17 protein-coding genes and 1 pseudogene are annotated in these 20,756 nt (G+C 65.4%); 6 read left to right on the top strand and 12 right to left on the bottom strand.

Going from position 1 to position 20,756, the window contains the following annotated elements; all coding sequences use genetic code 11:
* Positions 1-117: 117 nt before the first annotated feature.
* The 8 genes and pseudogenes from WDA27_03925 to WDA27_03890 form a co-directional block, all read right to left on the bottom strand.
* Positions 118-498: a response regulator gene (locus WDA27_03925; GenBank protein MFA5890091.1), complete on the bottom strand. Its 381-nt coding sequence runs from the start codon at positions 496-498 to the stop codon at positions 118-120.
* Positions 499-616: 118 nt separating this feature from the next.
* Positions 617-2,053, bottom strand: coding sequence for a glucose-6-phosphate dehydrogenase (gene zwf / locus WDA27_03920; protein ID MFA5890090.1), 1,437 nt, complete (start codon positions 2,051-2,053; stop codon positions 617-619).
* Positions 2,050-2,922 carry a decarboxylating 6-phosphogluconate dehydrogenase gene (gnd, locus tag WDA27_03915; GenBank protein ID MFA5890089.1) on the bottom strand — a complete coding sequence of 291 codons (873 nt, stop codon included), beginning with the start codon at positions 2,920-2,922 and terminating at the stop codon, positions 2,050-2,052. The genes zwf and gnd overlap by 4 nt, the downstream gene beginning before the upstream one ends.
* 87 nt (positions 2,923-3,009) lie before the next feature.
* Positions 3,010-3,168 (bottom strand): annotated as a pseudogene (locus WDA27_03910) (helix-turn-helix domain-containing protein).
* A 162-nt stretch (positions 3,169-3,330) separates the two neighbouring features.
* Positions 3,331-6,273, bottom strand: coding sequence for a bifunctional [glutamine synthetase] adenylyltransferase/[glutamine synthetase]-adenylyl-L-tyrosine phosphorylase (locus WDA27_03905; protein MFA5890088.1), 2,943 nt, complete (start codon positions 6,271-6,273; stop codon positions 3,331-3,333).
* A 44-nt stretch (positions 6,274-6,317) separates the two neighbouring features.
* Positions 6,318-7,658 (bottom strand): glutamine synthetase family protein, encoded by a 1,341-nt coding sequence (locus tag WDA27_03900; protein MFA5890087.1) that lies wholly within the window; start codon positions 7,656-7,658, stop codon positions 6,318-6,320.
* 39 nt (positions 7,659-7,697) lie between these two features.
* The gene (locus WDA27_03895; GenBank protein ID MFA5890086.1) at positions 7,698-8,090 is read right to left on the bottom strand and encodes a type II toxin-antitoxin system death-on-curing family toxin; all 393 of its coding nucleotides are present in this window, start codon (positions 8,088-8,090) and stop codon (positions 7,698-7,700) included.
* A complete protein-coding gene (locus tag WDA27_03890; protein ID MFA5890085.1) occupies positions 8,080-8,307 on the bottom strand; it encodes a hypothetical protein in 228 nt (75 codons plus the stop codon). The genes WDA27_03895 and WDA27_03890 overlap by 11 nt, the downstream gene beginning before the upstream one ends.
* A gap of 72 nt (positions 8,308-8,379) precedes the next feature.
* Here WDA27_03890 and WDA27_03885 point away from each other — a divergent pair, with 72 nt between their 5' ends.
* From WDA27_03885 to panB, 4 genes are all read left to right on the top strand, one after another.
* The gene (locus WDA27_03885; GenBank protein MFA5890084.1) at positions 8,380-10,107 is read left to right on the top strand and encodes an NAD+ synthase; all 1,728 of its coding nucleotides are present in this window, start codon (positions 8,380-8,382) and stop codon (positions 10,105-10,107) included.
* Positions 10,104-10,472, top strand: a complete 369-nt coding sequence (locus WDA27_03880; protein ID MFA5890083.1) for a CBS domain-containing protein — start codon at positions 10,104-10,106, stop codon at positions 10,470-10,472. The genes WDA27_03885 and WDA27_03880 overlap by 4 nt, the downstream gene beginning before the upstream one ends.
* A gap of 112 nt (positions 10,473-10,584) precedes the next feature.
* A complete protein-coding gene (locus tag WDA27_03875) occupies positions 10,585-12,831 on the top strand; it encodes a diguanylate cyclase (protein MFA5890082.1) in 2,247 nt (748 codons plus the stop codon).
* 100 nt (positions 12,832-12,931) lie between these two features.
* Entirely contained in the window at positions 12,932-13,723 is a 792-nt protein-coding gene (panB, locus tag WDA27_03870; GenBank protein ID MFA5890081.1) for a 3-methyl-2-oxobutanoate hydroxymethyltransferase, read from the top strand.
* On the opposite strand, the gene WDA27_03865 is transcribed toward panB, so the two are convergent.
* Genes WDA27_03865 through WDA27_03850 form a run of 4 tightly spaced genes read right to left on the bottom strand, consistent with a single transcriptional unit; the run spans position 13,720 to position 17,319 of the window.
* Positions 13,720-14,286, bottom strand: a complete 567-nt coding sequence (locus WDA27_03865; GenBank protein MFA5890080.1) for a cob(I)yrinic acid a,c-diamide adenosyltransferase — start codon at positions 14,284-14,286, stop codon at positions 13,720-13,722. The two genes, panB and WDA27_03865, sit on opposite strands and share 4 nt — an antisense overlap.
* A gap of 10 nt (positions 14,287-14,296) precedes the next feature.
* Positions 14,297-14,998: an endonuclease III gene (gene nth / locus WDA27_03860; GenBank protein MFA5890079.1), complete on the bottom strand. Its 702-nt coding sequence runs from the start codon at positions 14,996-14,998 to the stop codon at positions 14,297-14,299.
* A 9-nt stretch (positions 14,999-15,007) separates the two neighbouring features.
* The gene (locus WDA27_03855; GenBank protein ID MFA5890078.1) at positions 15,008-16,123 is read right to left on the bottom strand and encodes an acyl-CoA dehydrogenase family protein; all 1,116 of its coding nucleotides are present in this window, start codon (positions 16,121-16,123) and stop codon (positions 15,008-15,010) included.
* A gap of 11 nt (positions 16,124-16,134) precedes the next feature.
* Positions 16,135-17,319, bottom strand: a complete 1,185-nt coding sequence (locus WDA27_03850; GenBank protein MFA5890077.1) for an acyl-CoA dehydrogenase — start codon at positions 17,317-17,319, stop codon at positions 16,135-16,137.
* A gap of 292 nt (positions 17,320-17,611) precedes the next feature.
* Here WDA27_03850 and WDA27_03845 point away from each other — a divergent pair, with 292 nt between their 5' ends.
* Both WDA27_03845 and WDA27_03840 read left to right on the top strand, forming a co-directional pair.
* Positions 17,612-18,757, top strand: a complete 1,146-nt coding sequence (locus WDA27_03845) for a hypothetical protein (GenBank protein MFA5890076.1) — start codon at positions 17,612-17,614, stop codon at positions 18,755-18,757.
* Between the two features lie 26 nt (positions 18,758-18,783).
* Positions 18,784-20,694 carry a hypothetical protein gene (locus tag WDA27_03840; protein ID MFA5890075.1) on the top strand — a complete coding sequence of 637 codons (1,911 nt, stop codon included), beginning with the start codon at positions 18,784-18,786 and terminating at the stop codon, positions 20,692-20,694.
* Positions 20,695-20,756: the final 62 nt, after the last annotated feature.

Here is a 20,756-nt window from a genome sequence, read left to right as displayed (position 1 = left end):
CTTGAGCACTGGCGTACTCCTTCCTGCCGGTGTTCGAGCACCGGCCTCCGACATCGCTTTCAGTCGAAGGAAGGGTACGCCGCGTCTTTGTTCAAACCACGCATCCACAACTTCCGGTTATATCTCTGCCGAATCCTCCTCCAGCATCTGCTCGACCAACTCAACGAGCGAAAACGCATCGAATGGCTTCGCCACGAAGTGTGTGTGCCGGGTCCGATACGACGTCTGGTGCCGGTCGAACAACTCGCGTACGGCGGTCAGGACGACGACGGGGAGGTCGGCCGTTTCCCTTCGCGCGCGCACTTCTGCCAGCACCGTCAGACCGTCCAAGCGCGGCATCATCACGTCCAGCACAACAGCGTCAATTGGCTCGAATGCAAGCAACTGAAGCGTCTCGATCCCGTCGTAGGAGCTGAGGACCTCATGCCCTTGCGTCTCAAATGCCATACGCAGCAGCATCACAATGTCACGGTCGTCATCGGCGATGAGCACTCGCATCCTTGTTCCTTCCACGTTGCGGCCCCGGGGCGCATCTTTCGGGCCACTGACATCGTCGGAAGCGTGGAAGGCAAATGAATGCTCCGCACGGGTGATGCCGCGTAGTCCGATCAGACCTTTAGCCCAGATGCCAGCGGCGCGGGGCGATCAGTTCGTCGGCCGCGCGCGGACCCCAGCTCCCGGCGGCGTAGCCGTAAACCTCCTCAGGGATGTCCAGGACCGGCTGAACGATCTCCCAGGCACGTTCAACGCCGTCTTCACGGGCGAAAAGCGTGGTTTCGCCGCACATCGCATCATGCAGCAGCCGCTCGTAAGCATCGGCGGAGACGGCGTGGAAGAACTCGTCGTACTCAAAATCCATACGAACCGGGCGCGGAACGAACCCGGGACCGGGTTGCTTGGCCTGGAACGCAAAGGATGCGCCCTCACGCGGTTGAATGCGAATGGACAGGTGATCGGGCTCAGGGGCTTCATCGAACAGATAGCCGGGAGCCTCACGGAACTTCACGGTGATCTCGGTCGCGCGCCGCGGCAGGCGTTTGCCGGTGCGGAGCAAGAAGGGCACGCCTTCCCAGCGCCAGTTGTCGACATACGCGCGGATGGCTACGTAAGTCTCGGTGTTGGATGACGGAGAGACACCGTCCTCGGATCGGTACCCTGGTACCGATGCTCCTCCCGCCGTGCCCCGGTCGTACTGCGCGCGCACAACGTTCTCGGGAGTGATCGGACGCACCGTCTGCAGTAGCTTGACCTTCTCGTCGTGGATCGCCGTCGCACTGAGCGCGCGCGGCGGTTCCATCGCCACGAAGGCAAGCATCTGAAGCATGTGGTTCTGAACGATGTCGCGGATCGCGCCGGACTCCTCGTAGTAGGCGCCGCGCGCCTCGACCCCCAAGTCCTCCGCGACCGTTATCTGCACGTGATCGATGGCGTCGCGATTCCACACGCGCTCGAACATCGCATTGGCGAAGCGAAACACCAACAGGTTCTGAACAGTTTCCTTGCCGAGGTAATGGTCGATACGGAAGACCTGGGACTCATTGAAGACGCGATGCACCTGTTCGTTCAGCGCGCGCGCGCTCTCCAGGTTCCGGCCGAAGGGCTTCTCGACGACGATTCGCGGGTTTGCGCCCGGACCAATCTCGCCCAAGCGCTCCACGATCATCGGAACCGCGCTCGGCGGAGTGGCGGAGTAATAGAGGCGGTCGCCGCCGCACCCGAGGTCTCGGTCGGCCTTGTCGAGGTCGGCCGTTAAATGGTCCATCGCGCCCGGCGAGTTGAACTCGCCCGCAACGAAACGCATCGACGCAGCCATACGACTCCACACGGATTCCTCAACGGGTGAGCGGCTGTACTTCTCGACCGCCGCGCGCGCGTTGGCAACGAATCGTTGATCGTCCCATTCGCTGCGCGCGTACCCGATGACGGCGTATTCCTCAGGCATCAATCCGTCGCGCTCGAGGTTATACAGCGCGGGCAAGATCTTGCGACGGGCAAGGTCTCCGGAGGCACCGAAAATCACCAGCGCTTGGGGAGACGGCCGCTGCAGGCTCATTCTTCCTTCACCGCGTGCCCGCCGAACTCCCGGCGCAACGCAGCGATCACCTTCATCGCGAACGAGTCGTCCCGGCGCGAGGCGAACCTTGCGAACAGCGCAGCGGCCACCGCGGGCGAGGGAACGGACTCCCCGATCGCCTCGATCAGCGTCCAGCGTCCCTCTCCTGAGTCGTCGACGTATCCCGCGACACGCTCCAGGTTCGGATCATCGGCGAGCGCGCGCACCGCAAGATCCAGCAACCACGACCGCACAACCGAACCGTGTCGCCACACCTCTGCAACCTGATGAAGATCCACATCGAACTCCGCCGAGCCCCGCAGGATGTCGAGGCCCTCTGCGTAAGCCTGCAGAAGGCCGTACTCGATTCCGTTGTGGACCATCTTCACGAAATGTCCGGCGCCCGAAGGCCCGACGTGCGCCCATCCGTTCTCGGGGGCGAGCGTCGTCAACGCCGGCTGGATACGCCCGACGGCCTCGGGGGTTCCGCCCACCATCAAACAGTAGCCTTCTTCAAGGCCCCCAATACCCCCGCTCGTGCCCGCGTCCACGAAATCGATGCCGCGCTCCGCGAACAACGCCGCCTTGCGCATGGAGTGTCGGAAGTTCGAATTCCCCCCATCGACAACCACGTCACCGCTCGACAAAGAAGCAGCGAGATGCTCCAGGGTTTGCTCAGTTGCATCGCCGGCGGGGACCATCAGCCACACCACGCGCGGTGCCGGGAGGCGTTCGATCAACTCGTCGAGTGAGGGGACATCACTCAAGGCCGAATTCAGGGAGTAACCGACGACCTCATGGCCTCCCGCCCGAAGGCGCGCTGCCATGTTCCCGCCCATCCTGCCGAGTCCCACCATTCCAAGTCGCACCGGCGGATCACCTCCGCGGATAAGTCTATGGGACTCCCTCGGCCTGCGGGGGCTTCAGTGCGCGCGCGTAACCGAAACCTTGCGCGACTCAAGCAGCGCGCGCACCTGGCGCGCGCGAAAGCGTCGATGTCCCCCCGGCGTGATGATCGCGTCGAGCAAACCGGCGCGCGCCCAATCGCAGATCGTTCGCCGGCTCACCTGGAACAGCGCCGCAACTTGTCCCGGTCGCAGCAGTTGCTCTTCGATCCAATCGGGCCGCGCCGCCGGCGCGTCTTGATACAACCGCCGCGCGAGTTCCCGGCGTCGAACCGCAGGTGCCATGTATATGTAGGGCATGCCTGCGATCCTGCGACCAGCACGCGCCGAAGTCCAGTGCGACACATCGCGCGAAGTCCCCGAGTCCTGCGACTAGCGCGAAGGCGTCGGACGCGAAGATCCCGACCGGCCGCCGAGCTTTCCGCCGTAGAACACGTCCTCGCACACTTGGCGGGAACGCCGCGTCGTTCGCCTGTACTCCTCGAGGAACGCGACGCGCGCGCCCGGCGACGGATACCCCAAGGCGCGCGCCAACAACTCAAGTTCGTCGGGGTCGCTCGGCAACGAATCCCCGGAACGCCCGCGTACCAAATACATGGTGTTTCGCACACGGTTGAGGAACCGATATGCCTCGACCATCCATCGGCCCTTCTCAAGATCGATGTAGCCGATCTCCGCCGCCGCAGCAATCGCAGGCACGGTTCCGTGCGCGCGCAGACGCGGAGAACTGCTGCCGTTCATGAGCTGCACGAGTTGAATCGTGAACTCGATGTCGATCAGCCCGCCGATGCCCACCTTCAACTGCGTCTTGGGATCCTCGCGGGAGCCCAGGCGCTCCTTCTCGATGCGCGCTTTCATCGTGCGGATCTCGCGCACGGCCTCCTCGCTCAGACGATCGCGATAAACGAACGGCAGAACAAGATCGCGAAACTCCTCCCCCAGCGTTGCGTCGCCGGCAATCGGGCGCGCCTTGATCAAAGCCTGGAACTCCCACGCTTGCGCCCAGCGCTCGTAATAGGCGCGATACCCGGCCAACGATCGCACGATCGGGCCCGCCCTGCCTTCCGGGCGCAGCGCAGTGTCCACGCGAAACGCAACACCTTCTTCGGTTGTGGCGGCGAGGCGGTTGATCAGTCCTTCGGCGATCCGCGTTGCCCACGGCTGCGCGGCGTCCGGCCCGTCGTAGACGAACACCACGTCGATGTCGCTCGCGTAGTTCAGTTCCTCTCCGCCCAGCTTGCCCATGCCGATGATGCAAAAGCGCGCGCCGGCCACCGAAGGGAACTCCCCGAGCAACGATGCGAGCGCGGCGCTCACAGCTCCCTCGGCGAGATAACTCAACTCCTTGCCGACTTCGTCGGGTGAAGCCGCCCCGGCTAGATCACGCGATGCCAGCCGGAGCACGCCGGCGCGCTTTAGACGCCGCAACGCCGCCCCGCGCGCCTCCGAGTCCCCTCGCCACTCGACACGCTCGGTCGCCTCATGCCGGTACTGCTCGCGCGTCCGCTTGGCCAGCGCGCGCGGATCTCCCATCTCGGCAACAAACTCCGGGACATGCAAGAGGTGCTCGCCCAGCAGCTTCGAGGTTCCAAGAACCCGGCACAGCAACTCCACTACGGGGGGCGAATCTCGCAGCGCTCCGAGCGCAGCCGGGTTTCCTCCGACGCGCAGCGCAACATCGCGAAACGCCGAGACGGCCAAGTCGGGATCGGGGGCCTCGCTCATCCAGTCGAGCATGACCGGCAGCAGCGTCCGCATAAGTTGCGCGCGGCGCGACAGGCCCGAGGTCAGATCACCCAAGAACTTCAGCGCGCGCCCCGGCTGGCGGAATCCGAGCGCGCCGAGCCGCTCCTGGGCGGCGTCGGGCGCCAGCGCCGGAGCCTGCGCGAACCGCTCGAGCAGCGGCCGGTAGAACAACTTCTCGTGGATGCGACGCACAACGCGCTGCGTTTCGCGCCACGTCACGTCGAACTGCTCCAGCGCGGTGCGCACCGGCGTGTCGCGGTATCCCATCGAGCGCGCAATGCGGCGGCGCGCGCGCTCGTCTTCAGGAACCGTGTGAGTCTGACGCTCTTGCGCGAGTTGGAGCCGGTGCTCGACTGCACGCAGGAATCGATACGCGTCGGACAATTCGTTGGCGTCGGTGTCGCCCACGTACGCCAGGTGCGCGAGCGCGCCGAGCGCCTCCAAGGTGTTCCCGCTGCGTAACCCGTCCTCACGCCGGCCGTGCACGAGTTGCAGCAACTGCACGGCGAACTCGATGTCGCGGATTCCACCGGGACCGCGCTTGACCTCACGCGAGGCAAGCCCGCGCGCGGCGATGGCGCGCTCCGCGCGCGCCTTCAGGTCGCGGATCTCGCGCACGGCGTCCGACGAGAGCCGCTCGGGATAAACGAAAGGACGAGTCATCGCGATGAACTCGTCACCGAGCGCCGCGTCTCCGGCAACCGGGGCTGCCTTGATCAAAGCTTGAAACTCCCACGGGCGCGCCCAGCGCTCGTAGTACGCGCGGTACCCGGCGAGCGAACGCACGAGCGCACCATCACGGCCCTCGGGACGAAGCGTCGTGTCTACGCGGAATGCTTGTCCATCCTCGGTCGTCGCCGCCAGCAGCCGGATGATCCCCTCACCGATCTTGGTTGCCCACGCGAGTCCGGTCTCCGGACCGTCGTAGATGAACAGCACGTCGATGTCGCTCGCGTAGTTCAGTTCTTCGCCGCCGAGCTTGCCCATCCCGATCACCACGAAGCGCGAGCCTTCCGGTGCCGGGGTTTCCCGCACCAGAGATGCGTAGGCCGCCCGCAGCGATGCCTCGGCGAGGTGTGCGAGTTCGCGCGCAACATCCTCGACCGGCGCTTCCCCGACTAAGTCGCGCGCGGCGATGCGCAAAAGCTCCCGGCGCTTCCACAAACGCAGCGCTCCCATCGGGTTCTCCGAGCGAAGAACCACACGCGTCGCTTGGTCCACCAGCGCGCGCAGCGTCCGCGTCTTGCCTGCGTAGCGGGCGTCGGTGACGACCTCGGCCTGGTCGGGATGCCGGGACAGGAACGCACCCAGCGACGTTGAAAGCCCAAGAACCCCGGCGAGTCGCTGCAGCCCGGCCTGTGACGGAACCCGGCCGGAGATCGCGATCCAGCGACAGACTTGCGCCACGGCAAGATCGGGATCGGGCGCGACCGCGCACGCGCGCGCCACGCGGGTTGTTCCCTCGACTCCGAGCATCGCGCCCTCGAGGTGGCGCGCAGCGTCCGACGCCGAAGCAAACCCGAGGCGCGCAAGGGCGTTGACCAGATCACTCGCTCGGGGGGCACTCACAAGGGCCTACCCTAACAACCCGCACACCCGGCAGCCGTTTGGGGTCAGAGCATCGGCAAGTAGCGCTGGAGTTCGAACGGGGAAACGTACTCCCGGTACGACTCCCACTCCAGACGCTTGTTGCGCAGAAACTCCTCGAAAACGTGTTCACCGAGTGCTTCGGCAACCAGCTCGGATCGCTCCATCTCGTCCACGGCGTCGGCGAGGTCCTCAGGAAGCGCAACGATCCCGCGCGCGACACGATCGGCCGCACTCATCGCGTCGACGTCTTCGGTGACTTCCTCCGGAAGCTCGTAACCCTCCTGAATCCCGCGCAAGCCGGCGGCAAGGATCACGCTGAACGCAAGGTACGGGTTGCACGCGGGGTCCGGCGAGCGGACTTCCACGCGGGTGCTCGCGGCCTTCGACGGCTTCGCGCCCGGCACTCGCACAAACGCGCCACGCACGTGACGCGACCAACACACGTAGGCCGGCGCCTCATACCCCGGGATCAGTCGCTTGTAGGAGTTCACCCACTGGTTCAGCACCGGCGTGATCTCGCGCCCGTGCCGAAGAAGTCCCGCGACGAACCTGCGGCCGACGACGGACAAATGCGCAGGGTCCTTCGGATCGTGAAACGCGTTGCGGTCGCCCTCGAACAGCGACACGTGCGTATGCATGCCGCTTCCCCACTGCCCCTGGGTCGGCTTGGGCATGAAGGTCGCGTGCACGCCCTGCTGCTGTGCGACCTCCTTGACGATCAGGCGGTAGGTCATGATGTTGTCGGCCATCGTCAGCGCGTCGGCGAAGCGCAAGTCGATCTCGTGCTGCGAAGGAGCGACCTCGTGGTGCGAGTACTCGACCGAGATCCCCATTTGCTCGAGCGTTTGAATGGCCTCGCGCCGGAAGTCCTGTGCAGTGTCCAGCGGTGTCATGTCGAAGTAGCCGCCGGAATCAAGCGGCTCGGGATTGTGTGGCGAGCGAAACAAGAAGAACTCGATCTCGGGATGCACGTAGAACGTGAAGCCCATCTCGCGCGCGCGCTCGAGGTTGCGTCGCAGCACCAGTCGCGGGTCGCCGGGGAACGCCGTGCCGTCGGGCGAGGCCACCTCGCAGAACATGCGCGCCTCGAGAATCGATGAGCCGCCCATCGCCGGCAGCACCTGGAACGTCGCGGGATCCGGGATCGCCACCATGTCGGATTCGGTCACGCGCGCAAAGCCCTCGATGGCCGAACCGTCGAAGCCCATCCCCTTGGCGAAAGCGTCTTCTAGCTCCGCAGGCATGATCGCGAAGGACTTCAGGAACCCGAGAACATCGGTGAACCACAGCCGGATGAAACGGATGTCCCGCTCCTCCACCGTACGCAGCACGTACGCAACCTGGGCATCTCTTTGATCGCTCACGCGCCGCAGTCTACCCGGGTCCCGATCATGCAAACAGCATTACTGTGAGCGTTCACAGTTCCTTCGCAGCCTAGAGGACACTTCCCGCTTGCCGATCGTCCCCTCCGCCACGCCCAGCGCAAGTCGGTAGGCGTCTTCATCTCCCAGGACAAGGCGGTAACCATTCCGACGTAGGAAAGTGTCCATCGCCGCGAAGCCGGCCCGTTTGTTCCCATCGATGAACGGGTGATTAGCACAGACATGGAAGAGGTATGCCGCCGCCTGATCAAAAACAGTTCGATGCAGCAGCCGACCCCCTGCGGTCGCTTGGGGCTGCGCCAGGGCTGACTCGAGCAAGCCTTCATCGCGAACGCCCGGAGAGCCACCGAACGTGTCGATCAAGTCCCGATGGATCGCCAGGACGAACCGAGTCGTCAGGAACTCACTTGGCAAGGCGCCGGTACACCTCGGCGCGCTCGCGCTTCGACGCGAGGTACGCCAGACCGGCCTCGACGTCGCCTCGATCGGACTTGGGCGCGGTGACGACCAGCGTGTTGCCGGCCAACTCTACTTCGACGTCGGCCCCCTCGCGGATGCCCAGGAGTTCCAACATTTCTCGCGAGAGGATAAGCCCCCACGAGTTCCCAATCTTGGTGAGCTTGCGCTTCATAAGCCGAGTCTAACGTCGTTATAACCGCCTGACAAGGGATGGCCGCCCCGGACCTGGTAGCGTGGCGATGTTGTGAGAAGCCTTCGAGTTGCCCTGGCGCAGGTCAATCCCACGGTGGGCGATCTGCCTGGAAACGCTGAGCTGGTGTCCAAGTTCTTCGCGCGCGCCGTCAAGGCGGGGGCGGATTTGGTTGCCTTCCCCGAACTGGTGCTCACGGGATACCCACCGGAGGATCTGCTTCTGAAGCCGGCCTTCGTGCGCGGGAACCTCGAGTCGCTGGCCACTCTGGCGAAGGAGCTGCGGGGCGCGACCGCCGTGGTCGGTTTCGTTGACCGCGGCGACGATGGATTGCTCTACAACTCGGCCGCCGTTCTGTCGGGCGGACGAGTGCGCGGCACCTACAGCAAGGTCCTTCTCCCCAACTACGGGGTGTTCGACGAGAAGCGCTACTTCGCGTCCGGCAGCGACTACCCCATCTTCGTGGTGCGCGGCGTTCAGATCGGCGTAACGGTGTGCGAGGATGCCTGGACCGGAGACGGTCCTGTGCGCGAGGTCGCGCGCCGCGGCGCAGAGGTCGTCTTGAACATCAACGCGTCGCCCTACCACGTCAACAAATCTTTCGAGCGCCAAGTGCTGTTCCGCCAGCGCGCGCGCGACAACAAGGTTGCGTTCCTGTACGTGCAGACCGTCGGCGGCCAGGACGAGTTGGTGTTCGACGGCGACTCGCTCGCCTACGACGCGCGCGGACGGCTTCTCGCGCGCGGCTCGCAGTTCGAACAAGACCTCATCGTGGTAGACCTGGAGCTGCCGGCGCGCGCCAAGGCCCTGCGCGCGCGCACAAAGGTCGTCGAGATCTCGCGCGCGCCTGCGAAACCGCCGAAGCGTCCGGACTTGCCGCCGCGACGCGCACGCACGGCAGCAAGTCCGGTCGAGGAGGTCTACGAAGCGCTCGTGCTCGGCACGCGGGACTACGCCCGCAAGAACGGGTTCACCGACGTCGTTCTCGGGCTCTCGGGAGGCATCGACTCCTCGCTCACCGCCGTCGTGGCCGCCGACGCGGTCGGGGCCGAGCACGTCACCGGAGTTGCAATGCCCAGTGCGATCTCCTCGGACGAGTCCCTCGCCGACGCACAGGAACTCGCGAGGAACCTCGGCATCGATTTCCGCGTGATCCCGATCGTCGATGCGTACGAAGCCTTCCTTGAGACCCTAGACGAGACCTTCGCCGACACCACTCCGGGGCTCGCCGAGGAGAACCTGCAGGCGCGCGTGCGCGGCACGATCTTGATGACCTTCTCCAACAAGTTCGGCCATCTGGTGCTCACGACGGGGAACAAGAGCGAGCTGGCCGCCGGATACTCGACGCTGTACGGCGACATGGCCGGGGGCTTCGCGGTGCTCAAGGACGTCCCCAAGACACTGGTGTACGAATTGTGCGCGTGGCGAAACGCATACGGGCTCACCGCGATCCCCGAGCGGGTCTTCACCAAGCCTCCCTCGGCGGAACTGCGCCCCGGACAACTCGACACCGACTCTTTGCCGCCGTACGAGACGCTCGACCCGATCCTTGCGGCCTACGTCGAAGACGATCGATCCGTGCGGGAAATGATCAAGGCCGGCTTCGACGAAGCGGCGGTTCGCACCGTCGTGGACATGATCGACGGCAGTGAGTACAAGCGCCGCCAGGCCCCGCCGGGAATCAAGATCACGCATCGCGCGTTTGGAAAGGATTGGAGGCTCCCGATCACAAACCGGTTCCGGCAGCCGGGACCGTCCGACGAAAGGAGGATCCGGCGATGAAGATACGCGAGATCATGAGCACCACCCTCACGGTGGCCGAGGCTGAAGCGACACTCGGTGAAGCCGCAACGCTGATGGGCGAACACCGCGTCGGATCCGTCGTCGTGTTCGAGAACGATCACATGGTCGGCATCTTCACCGAGCGCGACGTTGTGCGGGCGCTCTCGAACACCCACGACGCCCCGGTGCGCCCGGTCGCGGAGTGGATGACTAAGAACCCCCGCACGATCGACCCGGGTGCCGAGGTTCAAGAAGCCCTCGCCGCAATGATTGAAGGCTCGTTCCGCCACCTGCCGGTGCTCGAAGACGGCCGGGTCGTCGGCATGGTGTCGATCCGGGACGTGGCGCGCGCACTGAACGCCTGACCACCCCAACTCCACGATTCGGGACATTCCTTCACCGAACTGGTAAAGGCCCCCTCCCCGGACACCGATACACCTGGGGAACCGAACAAATGCCTCGCGGGGGGGCTTCATCGTGCGTATTCGCTTTGCCCGCTTGCCGGTGATCGTGGCGCTGATTCTGGGCGCGGTCTCACTCGGCTTCGGGATCACAGACCGGACGCAGGCGGCGACCAGGATCGCCGCTTGTGCGGCGTTGGCAGCCGCGGTGCTCTGCGCGCGTCGCGCGCAGAGCACCGCGGCCCGCGTCGGTCGGCCGTGGAATCTGCTGGCGTCCGGAACTCTGACGTACGCGATCGGCACCGTTGCGCTCGCCGCCCCACACTCGGTGCCGGCATGGGTCGCCAATGCCGCCCGACTGAGCGGGGTCGCCCTGCTGATCGCAGGCATCATCGCCCTGCAACCTGCGCGCGCCCGCACGCACCCGTCGTTGCGCACGCTGCTCGACGCCCTGACTGTCGGCTCGGCACTCGCACTGACATCTTGGGCGCTCCCTTTGCACGATCTGCTACACACCTCGTCGAGCGCCCTCATCGAGCGCGTCGTCGGCCTCGCGTACCCGGCCGCAGCCGGGGCGTTGTTGGCGAGCGCGGTCTTCGTCGCCCTGAAACGCCGAATCCGAGGTCAGGTCCCGGTACTTCTGACGGCCGGAGGCGCCGCGCTGCTCGCCGGTGCGGACACATTCGCGATTCTGCTCGCGGCAAACAGGCTCGCCGAGGACAACGTGCTCTTTTCCCTCGCGCGCGCAGCAGCCTTCGCGCTGATCGCTCTGGGCTCGGTGAACCCGAACCGCGAGTTCGAATCGAGCTTGCTCAACGAAAGTCCCGAAACGGGAGTCGGAACCATGCTCCCGCCTGTTACCGCGATCCTCGCAGTCGGGCTCGCAGGCGTCGTTGTCGTGTCGCACCTAGATCTCGTCGTGTACCTCACCGGGGTACTGCTCGTCGTGCTGCTACTCGCGCGCCAACTCCTCTCGTTGCGCGATCGGCTCGCGCTCGAGAACCGGCTCGTGTACCAGGCCTTGCACGACCCGCTCACGCGACTGGGAAACCGCATTCTGTTCCAGGACCGCCTCGACCACGCTCTCATCCGGCGCCGACGCGGGAGCGAGGGACTCGCCGTGGTGTTCCTGGACATCGATGACTTCAAGGTGATCAACGACACGCTCGGACACGCCGCAGGCGACCAGGTCCTGATCGCCGTCGCCGACCGGCTACGCGGATGCCTGCGCACTGAGGACACAATCGCGCGCTTCGGCGGCGACGAGTTCGCAGTGCTGCTCGAAGGGATTCCCGCACCGGAGAAGGCCGGCGAAGTAGCAGGTCGAATACTCACGGCGCTTGACGAGCCTTTCGTACTGCGCGGCCGGCAGATCCAAGCGCGCGCCAGCATCGGCGTCGCAATCGCTCGCCACAACCAAACGCGGGACTCCATTCTTCGCGACGCCGACGTCGCGATGTACGCGGCCAAACGAATGGGCAAGGGTCGCTACGAGACCTACGAGCGATCCTACGGGGACACTGCGGGCCAACTGGATCTGTTGACCGACCTGCACCAGTCGGTTGCCTCCGGCTTGCAGGACATGGCATTGGTCTACGAGCCGATCGTGGACATGCGGACGCGCGCGATCGTTGGGGTCCGCCCGCGCTTGTGCTGGCACCATGCGCGGCGCGGAGTGCTGTCGCATGAGGACTTCCTTCCGCTCGCCGAACAAGGAGGCCTGGGGGAGAAACTCAGCGTGTGGACGCTGTCGACCGCTGTTGCCGACGCCCGCGTCTGGCGGGAGAGGATGGGCGCCGACTCCCCGGCGGTTTGGGCGGCAACGTCGACTCGCCACCTCGTGCACGCCGGCCTCATAAACGAGATCAGCCAAGCCCTCGACACTGGGCCGCTTTCGCCAAAAGACCTCATACTCGAAATCCGCGAGTCCGAGCTTGGGCGTTCTTCGGAGGCGTCTCGCGCCATGCTGGCCGAGATGCACTCGCGGGGCGTGCGTATCGCCATCGCGGAGTTCGGCACCGGCGGCCTAGGCCTGCAGGCACTGGAGAGCGTGCCAAGCGACATCCTGGTCATCGGCTCTTCGCTGGTGGACCGGATCGACCGCGGGGCGGAAGCCTCTGCGCTCCCACGAGGCATCATCAAACTCGCAGCCACCCTCGGGGCCATCGTTGTTGCAGACGGCGTCGCGCGCGAGGAGCAGCGGAACAACCTCGTCGCCCTCGGCTGCCTGCTCGGGCAAGGACGCTTGTTCCCGTCCGCCGTCGATGCCGATGCCATCGCAGCAATGATCGGCGGATCGATCGAGTCGAACATGGCCGGCTGAACTGTGGCAAAGCTCTCCGGAGCCTGGCATGATCGCGCGAGAACCCGTGGACCCCGTGACCGGTGAACACCGCGAGGGCCGCGAGGAAGGAGACGTTGCGATGCCCGTTTCGATCCACGACCTCGCCGCACGCAAAGCTCGCGGTGAGAAGTTCGTGATGCTGACCGCCTACGACTTCCCCACCGCACAGATCCTCGACGAAGCCGGCATTCCCGTGCTGCTTGTCGGCGACTCGCTGGCACAAGTGGTGCTTGGCTACGACACGACGATCCCTGTGACCATGGACGAGATGCTGCACCACACGCGCGCCGTCGCGCGCGGCGCGCGCAATGCCCTCGTCGTCGGAGACATGCCCTTCGGCAGTTACCAGTCCTCGCGCGAGGACGGGATGCGCAACGCGATGCGGTTCCTGAAGGAAGGTTGCGCCCACGCGGTCAAACTCGAAGGCCCACAAATCGACCTGGTGTCGTCGCTGTCGGCGTCGGGCGTTCCCGTGATGGGACACCTCGGCCTCACGCCGCAGTCGGTGCACTCCTTCGGCGGATACAAGGTGCAAGGGCGCACCGAAGAACAGCAGGAGTCGATCCTCGCCTGGAGCAAGGAACTGGCCGACGCGGGAGCGTTCGCGCTCGTGTTGGAGTGCGTGCCGGCCGACCTCGCCGCGCGCATCACCCAGGCTCTGTCGATCCCGACGATCGGCATCGGGGCAGGACCCGCGTGCGACGCGCAAGTGCTGGTCGTCAACGACTTGCTCGGAATCACGGCGGGCGAGGGTCCGAAGTTCGTCAAGCGTTACGCGGATCTGCGGACCGCGATCAGCGACGCGGCGCGGCGCTACGCCGATGAGGTTACCGCCGGCGAGTACCCCGGCCCCGAGCACTCCTACCGCTAGTCCGGACTCTGCTCACCAGTTTCACGCAACGGCGTGTACCCGCCCTCTTCGTGGCGCGCGAGCACGAACAGCAAGTCGGCCAGACGATTGAGGTAACGCACGACTTCGTCGTCGCTGAGTTCCCCGGCTCGCTGAAGTGCGACGCATCGCCGCTCACACCGACGAATGACCGCGCGCGCAACGTCGAGCGCTGCGCTCGCCGTCGTCTCGCCGGGCACGACGAACTCCTTCGGCATCTGCGTGCGGCGCGAGTAATCGTCGATCAACTCCTCGAGCGCGTCGACCATCCCCGCGGTGACCTTCGTCCCCTTGACCGGCGAAAGTTTCGACCAATTCTCGCGTGCGGTCGCAAGTTCAGCGCCGACAACGAACAGTTCGCGCTGCAATCCAAGGATCGTCTCGCGCAGTCCGGCGTCGCGCGTGGTGGCGCGCGCAACTCCGAGCACCGCGACCGCCTCGTCCGAGGCGCCGTAGGCCTCGACGCGCAAGTCACATTTGTCCAGACGCCCGCCGTAGAGCAAGCCCGTCGTGCCGTCGTCTCCGGTCTTCGTGTAGATGCGCACGGGCGAGAGTCTAAACGGCTGCGCCCGGCGCGCGCGAGGACGGGCACTTCGCGTTGACCACGCAGTCCTCGCATCGCGGTGCGCGAGCACCGCACACGGCACGGCCGTGCTCGATCAGCACATGGGTGACGTCGGCCCAACGCGCGCGCGGAAACATCGCCATCAGGTCCCGCTCGACCTTCACCGGGTCGTCCGCGTCGCTGAGCGCCAACCGCCACGACAACCGATGCACGTGCGTGTCGACCGCGATCCCGTCGTTGATCCCGAACGCGTTCGAAAGCACCACGTTCGCAGTCTTGCGCGCCACGCCCGGCAACCGCGTCAACTCCGCCATCGTGCGCGGGACCTCGCCGTCGAACTCATCGAGCAATCCACGGCACAGGCCGCGAATCGACTTCGCTTTCTGATTGAAGAACCCCGACCGGTGGATGTCCTGCTCCAACTCCCCCGGCGCCGAAGCCAGGAACGCGCGAGGGCCGGAGTACTTCGCGAACAGGCCCGGCGTGATCTCGTTGACCGTGCGATCGGTGGACTGCGCGCTCAGCACCGTCGCCACGAGCAACTCGAAGGGGCTGCGGTGCACCAGAGCCGTCTTGGCGCCGGGGTACTCCTTTCGCAACAGCCGAAGGACGGCGCGCGCGCGCTTGGTCCGCTCGGGGTCGGTCTCCCGGCCGGCCCACGGCGCGCGCGCCTCCTTCTTCGGCTGAACCACTTCCTGAAGTTACGACGCAGCGAGCACCGAGGCGATCCGCTCGCGCCACACCCCGGCATCACCGAGGTACAACTCGTCGAACTTCGCCCGCCGGTAGTACAGATGCAGATCGTGTTCCCAGGTGAATCCGATCCCACCGTGTACCTGGATCCCGTCGGCGGTGGCGATGCGCGCGGCGTCTGCCGCCGCCGCCTTCGCCGTCGCCGCGGCGATGCGCGCGTCCGGTGTTCCCTCTTCAGCCGCCCAGGCCGCGTAGTAAACGTGGCTGCGCGCGGTTTCGTTCCAGAGCAGGACATCCGACAACGTGTGACTGATGGCCTGATACGCACCGATCGGACGACCGAACTGCTCCCGCTCGCGGGTGTAGGCGACCGACATCTCGAGCGCGACGGTGGCCACGCCGACAGCCTCGGCGCCCAGAAGCACTGCCGCGCGCTCGATTCCGCGGGCAAGCACCTCGTCCGCAGATCCCAGAACGGCGTCGGCCTGCACCGAGACGCCGGTGAAGTCCACGTCGGCCAAACGCCGGCCTCCATCAAGCGACGCCTCGGGACGAGGTGCCGCAGGAAGCGCCGACGCGGGAACCACGAACAGCATGAGTTCGCCGCTCGCGGTGCGCGCGGAGGTCACGATCCGGTCGGCCAGGTGCGCCTCCGGAACCAGAGAAGCCCGCCCCGACAACGTCCACGACCCGTTCGCAGCCGGAGCCGCCTCGACCGTTGTGTCGCGCACGTCGAAGGCTGCGCCCCCGAACGCCAGCGTCGCGCGGATCTCGCCGGCGGCCACACCGGCGAGGAACGCGCTGCGCGCGTCCGACGGCTCGGCCTGCTCAACGACCTGAGCCGCGAGGCCGACGGTCGAGAAGAACGGCACGGCCGCCACTGCGCGCCCCAACTCCTCATGCAAGATGCAAAGCTCGATCATCCCCAAACCGAGACCACCGTGTTCCTCGGCGATCCCGACGCCCGTCCATCCCAGCTCGCCGACGATCTTCCAAAGCGCGGTGTCGCACCCGTCCGTCGACGCCATCGCCGCACGGTACGCGGCGGGACCGGACTTGTCGGTGAGCACCTCGCGCACAGAAGCGCGCAGCGTTTCCTGGTCACTCGTAAAGCTAAAGTCCATCGTCGTCCCTCCTACCGCAACCGTGGAAGACCGAGCACGCGCTCGGCGATGATGTTCCGAAGAATCTCGCTGGTGCCGGCCTCGATCGTGTGTCCGCGCCCGCGAAGGTGAGCGAATTGCCAGCGGGCGACCGCAGGATCGCTATCGGACTCCGTCAACAGACCCGAAGGCCCAAGCAACTCGATCACGAGATCGTTCAAACGCTGGACCGACTCGGACCACAGCAACTTACCGAGCGAACCCTCTGGCCCGGGGATCCCGGTGCGCATGATGGTGCTGAGGCCGCGGTAGTTGGTCAGACGCATCGCTTCGATCTCGACGTGCGCCTGCGCCAAGCGCTGACGCACGACCGGGTCCTCGATGGCGGGACGCCCGTTGCGGATGGTGCGCTTCGCGAGCGCAATCGCCTCATCGAGCGCGATGCGCGCCTGCACGGAGAGCGCGAACCCAAGAGTTCCGCGCTCGTGCATCAAGGTGGTCATGGCGATGTTCCACCCGTCGCCCGGACGGCCAAGGAGGTTCTCCTTGGGAACGCGAACGTCCGTCATGAACAACTCGTTGAACTCAGCCTGTCCGCTGATCTGGACCAAGGGGCGCACCTCCACGCCCGGAGAACTCATGTCCACCAGGAAGTACGAGATTCCCTTGTGCTTGGGAGCCGACGGGTCGGTGCGCGCGAGGAAGATGCACCACTGCGCGATGTGCGCGAGCGTCGTCCAGACCTTCTGGCCGTTGATGATGTAGTGCTCGCCGTCCTCAACGGCGGTGGCGCGCAACGACCCGAGGTCGCTTCCCGCCTCCGGTTCGGAGAACCCCTGACACCAGATCTCCTCAGCCGACAAGATCTTGGGCAGGAAGCGAGCCTTCTGCTCGTCGGTGCCGTGCGCGATGATCGTCGGGCCGGCCATGCCGATCCCAATAACGTTGAGTGGCGAAGGGGCCTTCGTCCTGGCCATCTCCTGATAGAAGATCGCCTGCTCGATCAAGGAGGCTCCCCTGCCCCCGAACTGCTTCGGCCACGACACGCCGGCCCAGCCACCTTGGTGGAGCTTGGCTTGCCACGCGCGAAGCTCGTCGACTCGCGTCTCGTCGGTCCCAGCGTGCCCCTGAGCCAGTTCCCCGGTCAGGTTGGCCTCGAGCCAGTCCCGAATCTCCTTGCGAAACGCGGCTTCATCTGGTGTGTCCCGGAAATCCATGGACTCTCCCCCATCCGTGAAAAAGACACGTGAAGGCCCGAGTGTACCGGTGGGCTGACGGAAGCAACCAATTCGGGCCGGACGCCCAAACCTGCCCCGAACCGACGAAGCAGTGCACCTTATATCGGCCGAAAGGGACGAAGCGGAACGGGATACACCGTACGTAGCGTGTAAAACAGCAGGAAGACCGCAACATGGGTCGAACTTGATCAGCAACACCCAAACTAAACCATCCCGCAGATCGGGACGGCGGCCGTCCGGCGGCCCCGCCCGTATGAAAGGAGCGGCCAGGATGAACTGGCGGAAGGCAGGCTGGAAAGCCCTCCTTGTCTCCATGATCGCAACCTTCGTTCCGGGGGCGGCACACGCCGACGACCCCTCGTTCACCGTCCTCAACGTCTTCGGAGACGCTCGCCAGAACGCCTCGAACACGCCTTGGGACGACACGAAGGTTCTCTTCGCCAACTCCGACGCATTGGGGCGCGGCGAGAAGGGCTTTATCTACGTCCGCGGCAACGTCAAGGGACTTGCCGATTCCGACGGAATGCTTAGAGGCTACGTCGAAGTAGTTGTCACCGACGACACCGGCACAGCCCTGTCGAAGACCGCCACGGTCTACCCCGTCGACGAGCCTGGCTCCGGCCCCAAGGCCGGGGACTTCAACGCTGAGATCCAGGTCACCCAGTTGGGGCGCCACCTGGTCGACCTCGACCAGGACTGGAAGCCGCTCGTGGCCCCGGATGCCTTCCCCGCCGACGACGCCGGCAAACTCACCTACTTGAGCAAACTGGGCGCCTCGCCACTGACCGTGGCGACGACCGCGCGCGTCAACGGCAAGGCGATCACGCAAAGCCAGACCATCACCAAGTACGCCGGAACGCCGCGCGACACAGTTTCCCCGGCGTTGAGCAGTCAGAAGTGGCCGCCGGGGCAGTGGTGCCACAACCCGGAGTTGTTCCAAGGCGAGATCGGAGGGCAAGGCGGGTCGTTGGGCTGCGGCACGCCCCGTTCGCTTCACCGCCAGCAGTATCCGGATCCCGTCAACGCCTGCCCCGACGACAACGACATGTCGATCCTCGTCGGTCCGGCAAGAATGACCACGTGCTCGATCCAGGTGTACGGAGCCACCAGTGAAGCCCAGGTTAGCGGCCGAATCGAGGATATGGTCGCGTCTTCGGGGGGGATCGCGTCGGAGATTGCGGGCGCGCGCCTTCAGATCTTCCTGGGCGAAACGCCGATGACGCTCCGCAACGGGCAAACGTCGATGGAAATCCTGGGACCACGTTCGGGGCCGCGCGCCTCATGGGGCACCACGCTTCGAATCGACGACTTCGAGCCGAACACTCCGGGCGAGTCCTACAGAATCGTGGTCACCGTGACCGACGCATGGGCCCGCCCGGTTATCACCGAATCCACAACGTGGGTTCTGCCCTTCTGACGGCCATGAGAACCGGAGGAACACCAATGACACCCTCGAGAAAACGACTGCGGTTGGCCGCGGCTGTTCTCGGCGCCGCGATTGCTCTCCCCAACCTGGCCGTCGGCAGCTACAGCGAGTCGATGAACGTTTCCATGTCGGTCGGCACCGAGTATCCGTACGCCGGAGTTCCTTCCAGCGTCACATTCCGCACGGGTCAGGCGGATAAAGCCAAGCCTGCGATGAAGGCCGACTACTACCTTCCCAAAGGCTGGGGTTTCACGTTCGCTGCGCTGAAGCCGGCGGAGACGTCGTCGGGCGCCCCGGCTGCATCCTGCACGGATATCTACACCGTCAGCAGCCCGCCCTCGATAATCAGTGCAGGCACCCCCAGCTCGGTCACGAACGCTGAAGGCCTCGGCGGGGGTGTCGGGATGAAGGTCCGGGTGGGATCCTCCTCCTACGAATACGGGTATCGAAACCCGTCCGGCAGCGACAAGCGCAATCCCAGCGTAGCGTTCCTGAAGTGGGACGCGCCTGCGCAGACGGCAACGCTGTGTATGTATCTGCGCAACAACGACATTGACGCTGGCTCCCACGAGTTCTTGCTCCCATTCACAGTAACGAAGCTCCCCGACTCCGACGCCGAGTTTGACTGGCGGGTCTCATTGGACTTCGCGCCGGTGTACAAGAACACGTATTTGAGCGAGCAAGAGGCGAGCATCCTGACGCACAACCTCACGCTGCCGTCGCAAACCTCCGGGAACTGGAACATCAACGCGACGACCGGCAAGAAGGCGCCCGAGTACTTCAGCCGCACACCGGCCACTCCGGGCGCCTACAAGGTGCGAGGCGTCTTCTCGGGATGCGAAGAGAGCATCGACGCGGGAGCGACGACGGGCTGCAAGAGCGACAAGTTCGTCTCCAACACCCTCGAGCACAAGCTCACAGTGACCGCTCCCCCGGGCAAGGACACCTTCGACTTCGGACGACTGAGCGGTCCGTCGACGCCGGAGTTGTGCGGAGGTTCGGCGTGCTCGTTCGGTCTGGTTCGCGGCGCCGACGGCATCAAGTTCGACTGGAGTCGCCCGGCGATCGTAAGCGCGAACAACACAGTCAAGGGATACGTCCTGATCGTGGCCGAACCCGGGAATCAGGACAGCCGCCACTTCGAGTACTTGGTGACACAGAAGTACATGGTGGACGAGGCCAACAACCCCATCCTGGTCAACGGGGAGAAGGTCCCGAACCCGGACTTCGACTCCAGGGTGCCCTGCGGCCCCGACGGCACGGCACCAACATGTTCGGTCCAGCTCAACTTCCCACTGTCCAACTCCGCCGGCGGCATCACAAACGACACCGACGCGAAGTACGACGTGGCGCTGGTGACCGTGTACGCCAACGGGGTTCGCACCGACGGGAAGTGCGACAAGGACTCAGGCGGTGTCGTGCGCCCCGAGGGCGCGACCTGTGACCCTTCCGCCCCCACGGCGAAGCTCGTCGCTCCCGGGATGAGCTACTGGCAGGTCATGGTCACGCACAAGGAATGGCCGGTGTCGTTCGTCGAGTACCAGGACTTCCGCGGCAACGGCGGCGGTGCCGCCTTCACCGGACCGGCATTCATGCTGTTCGTCGACTTCGACACCAAGCAGGGTGAGTTCGTGCGGTGGAATCCCGCGGTTGGGGCCAAGGCCGACGTTTTCGCAGGGGCGAGCACCGCCACCGCCGGGGCCCTCGACTCGGGAGTTGTCTCCTTCGGGAACTTCAGCCCGGTCGGCGGCGCGCGCACGTTCCGCTTTGACGGCATGGTCTTGCTGTGTCCATCGGCGACGTACGGAGTCACCGACGCGTGTGGGACGTTCTCGCTGTTCGACCCGAAGAACCCGGGAATCGACGACGGCTGGACCGCGCAGCCGACTCTGGCGGCCGAGTATTTCGAGGGTCTCTGGATTCCCTGATCGACGGTCTTGCGCAAAACGGGGGGCTTCGGCCCCCCGTTTTGCGTGCGTCCTCGCGAAGC

Source organism: Actinomycetota bacterium, from assembly GCA_041658565.1.
In the GTDB taxonomy this organism is placed as follows: Bacteria; Actinomycetota; AC-67; order AC-67; family AC-67; genus JBAZZY01.
Note: the sequence above shows the minus strand (reverse complement) of the source record. Positions and strands in the feature narration are given on the sequence as shown.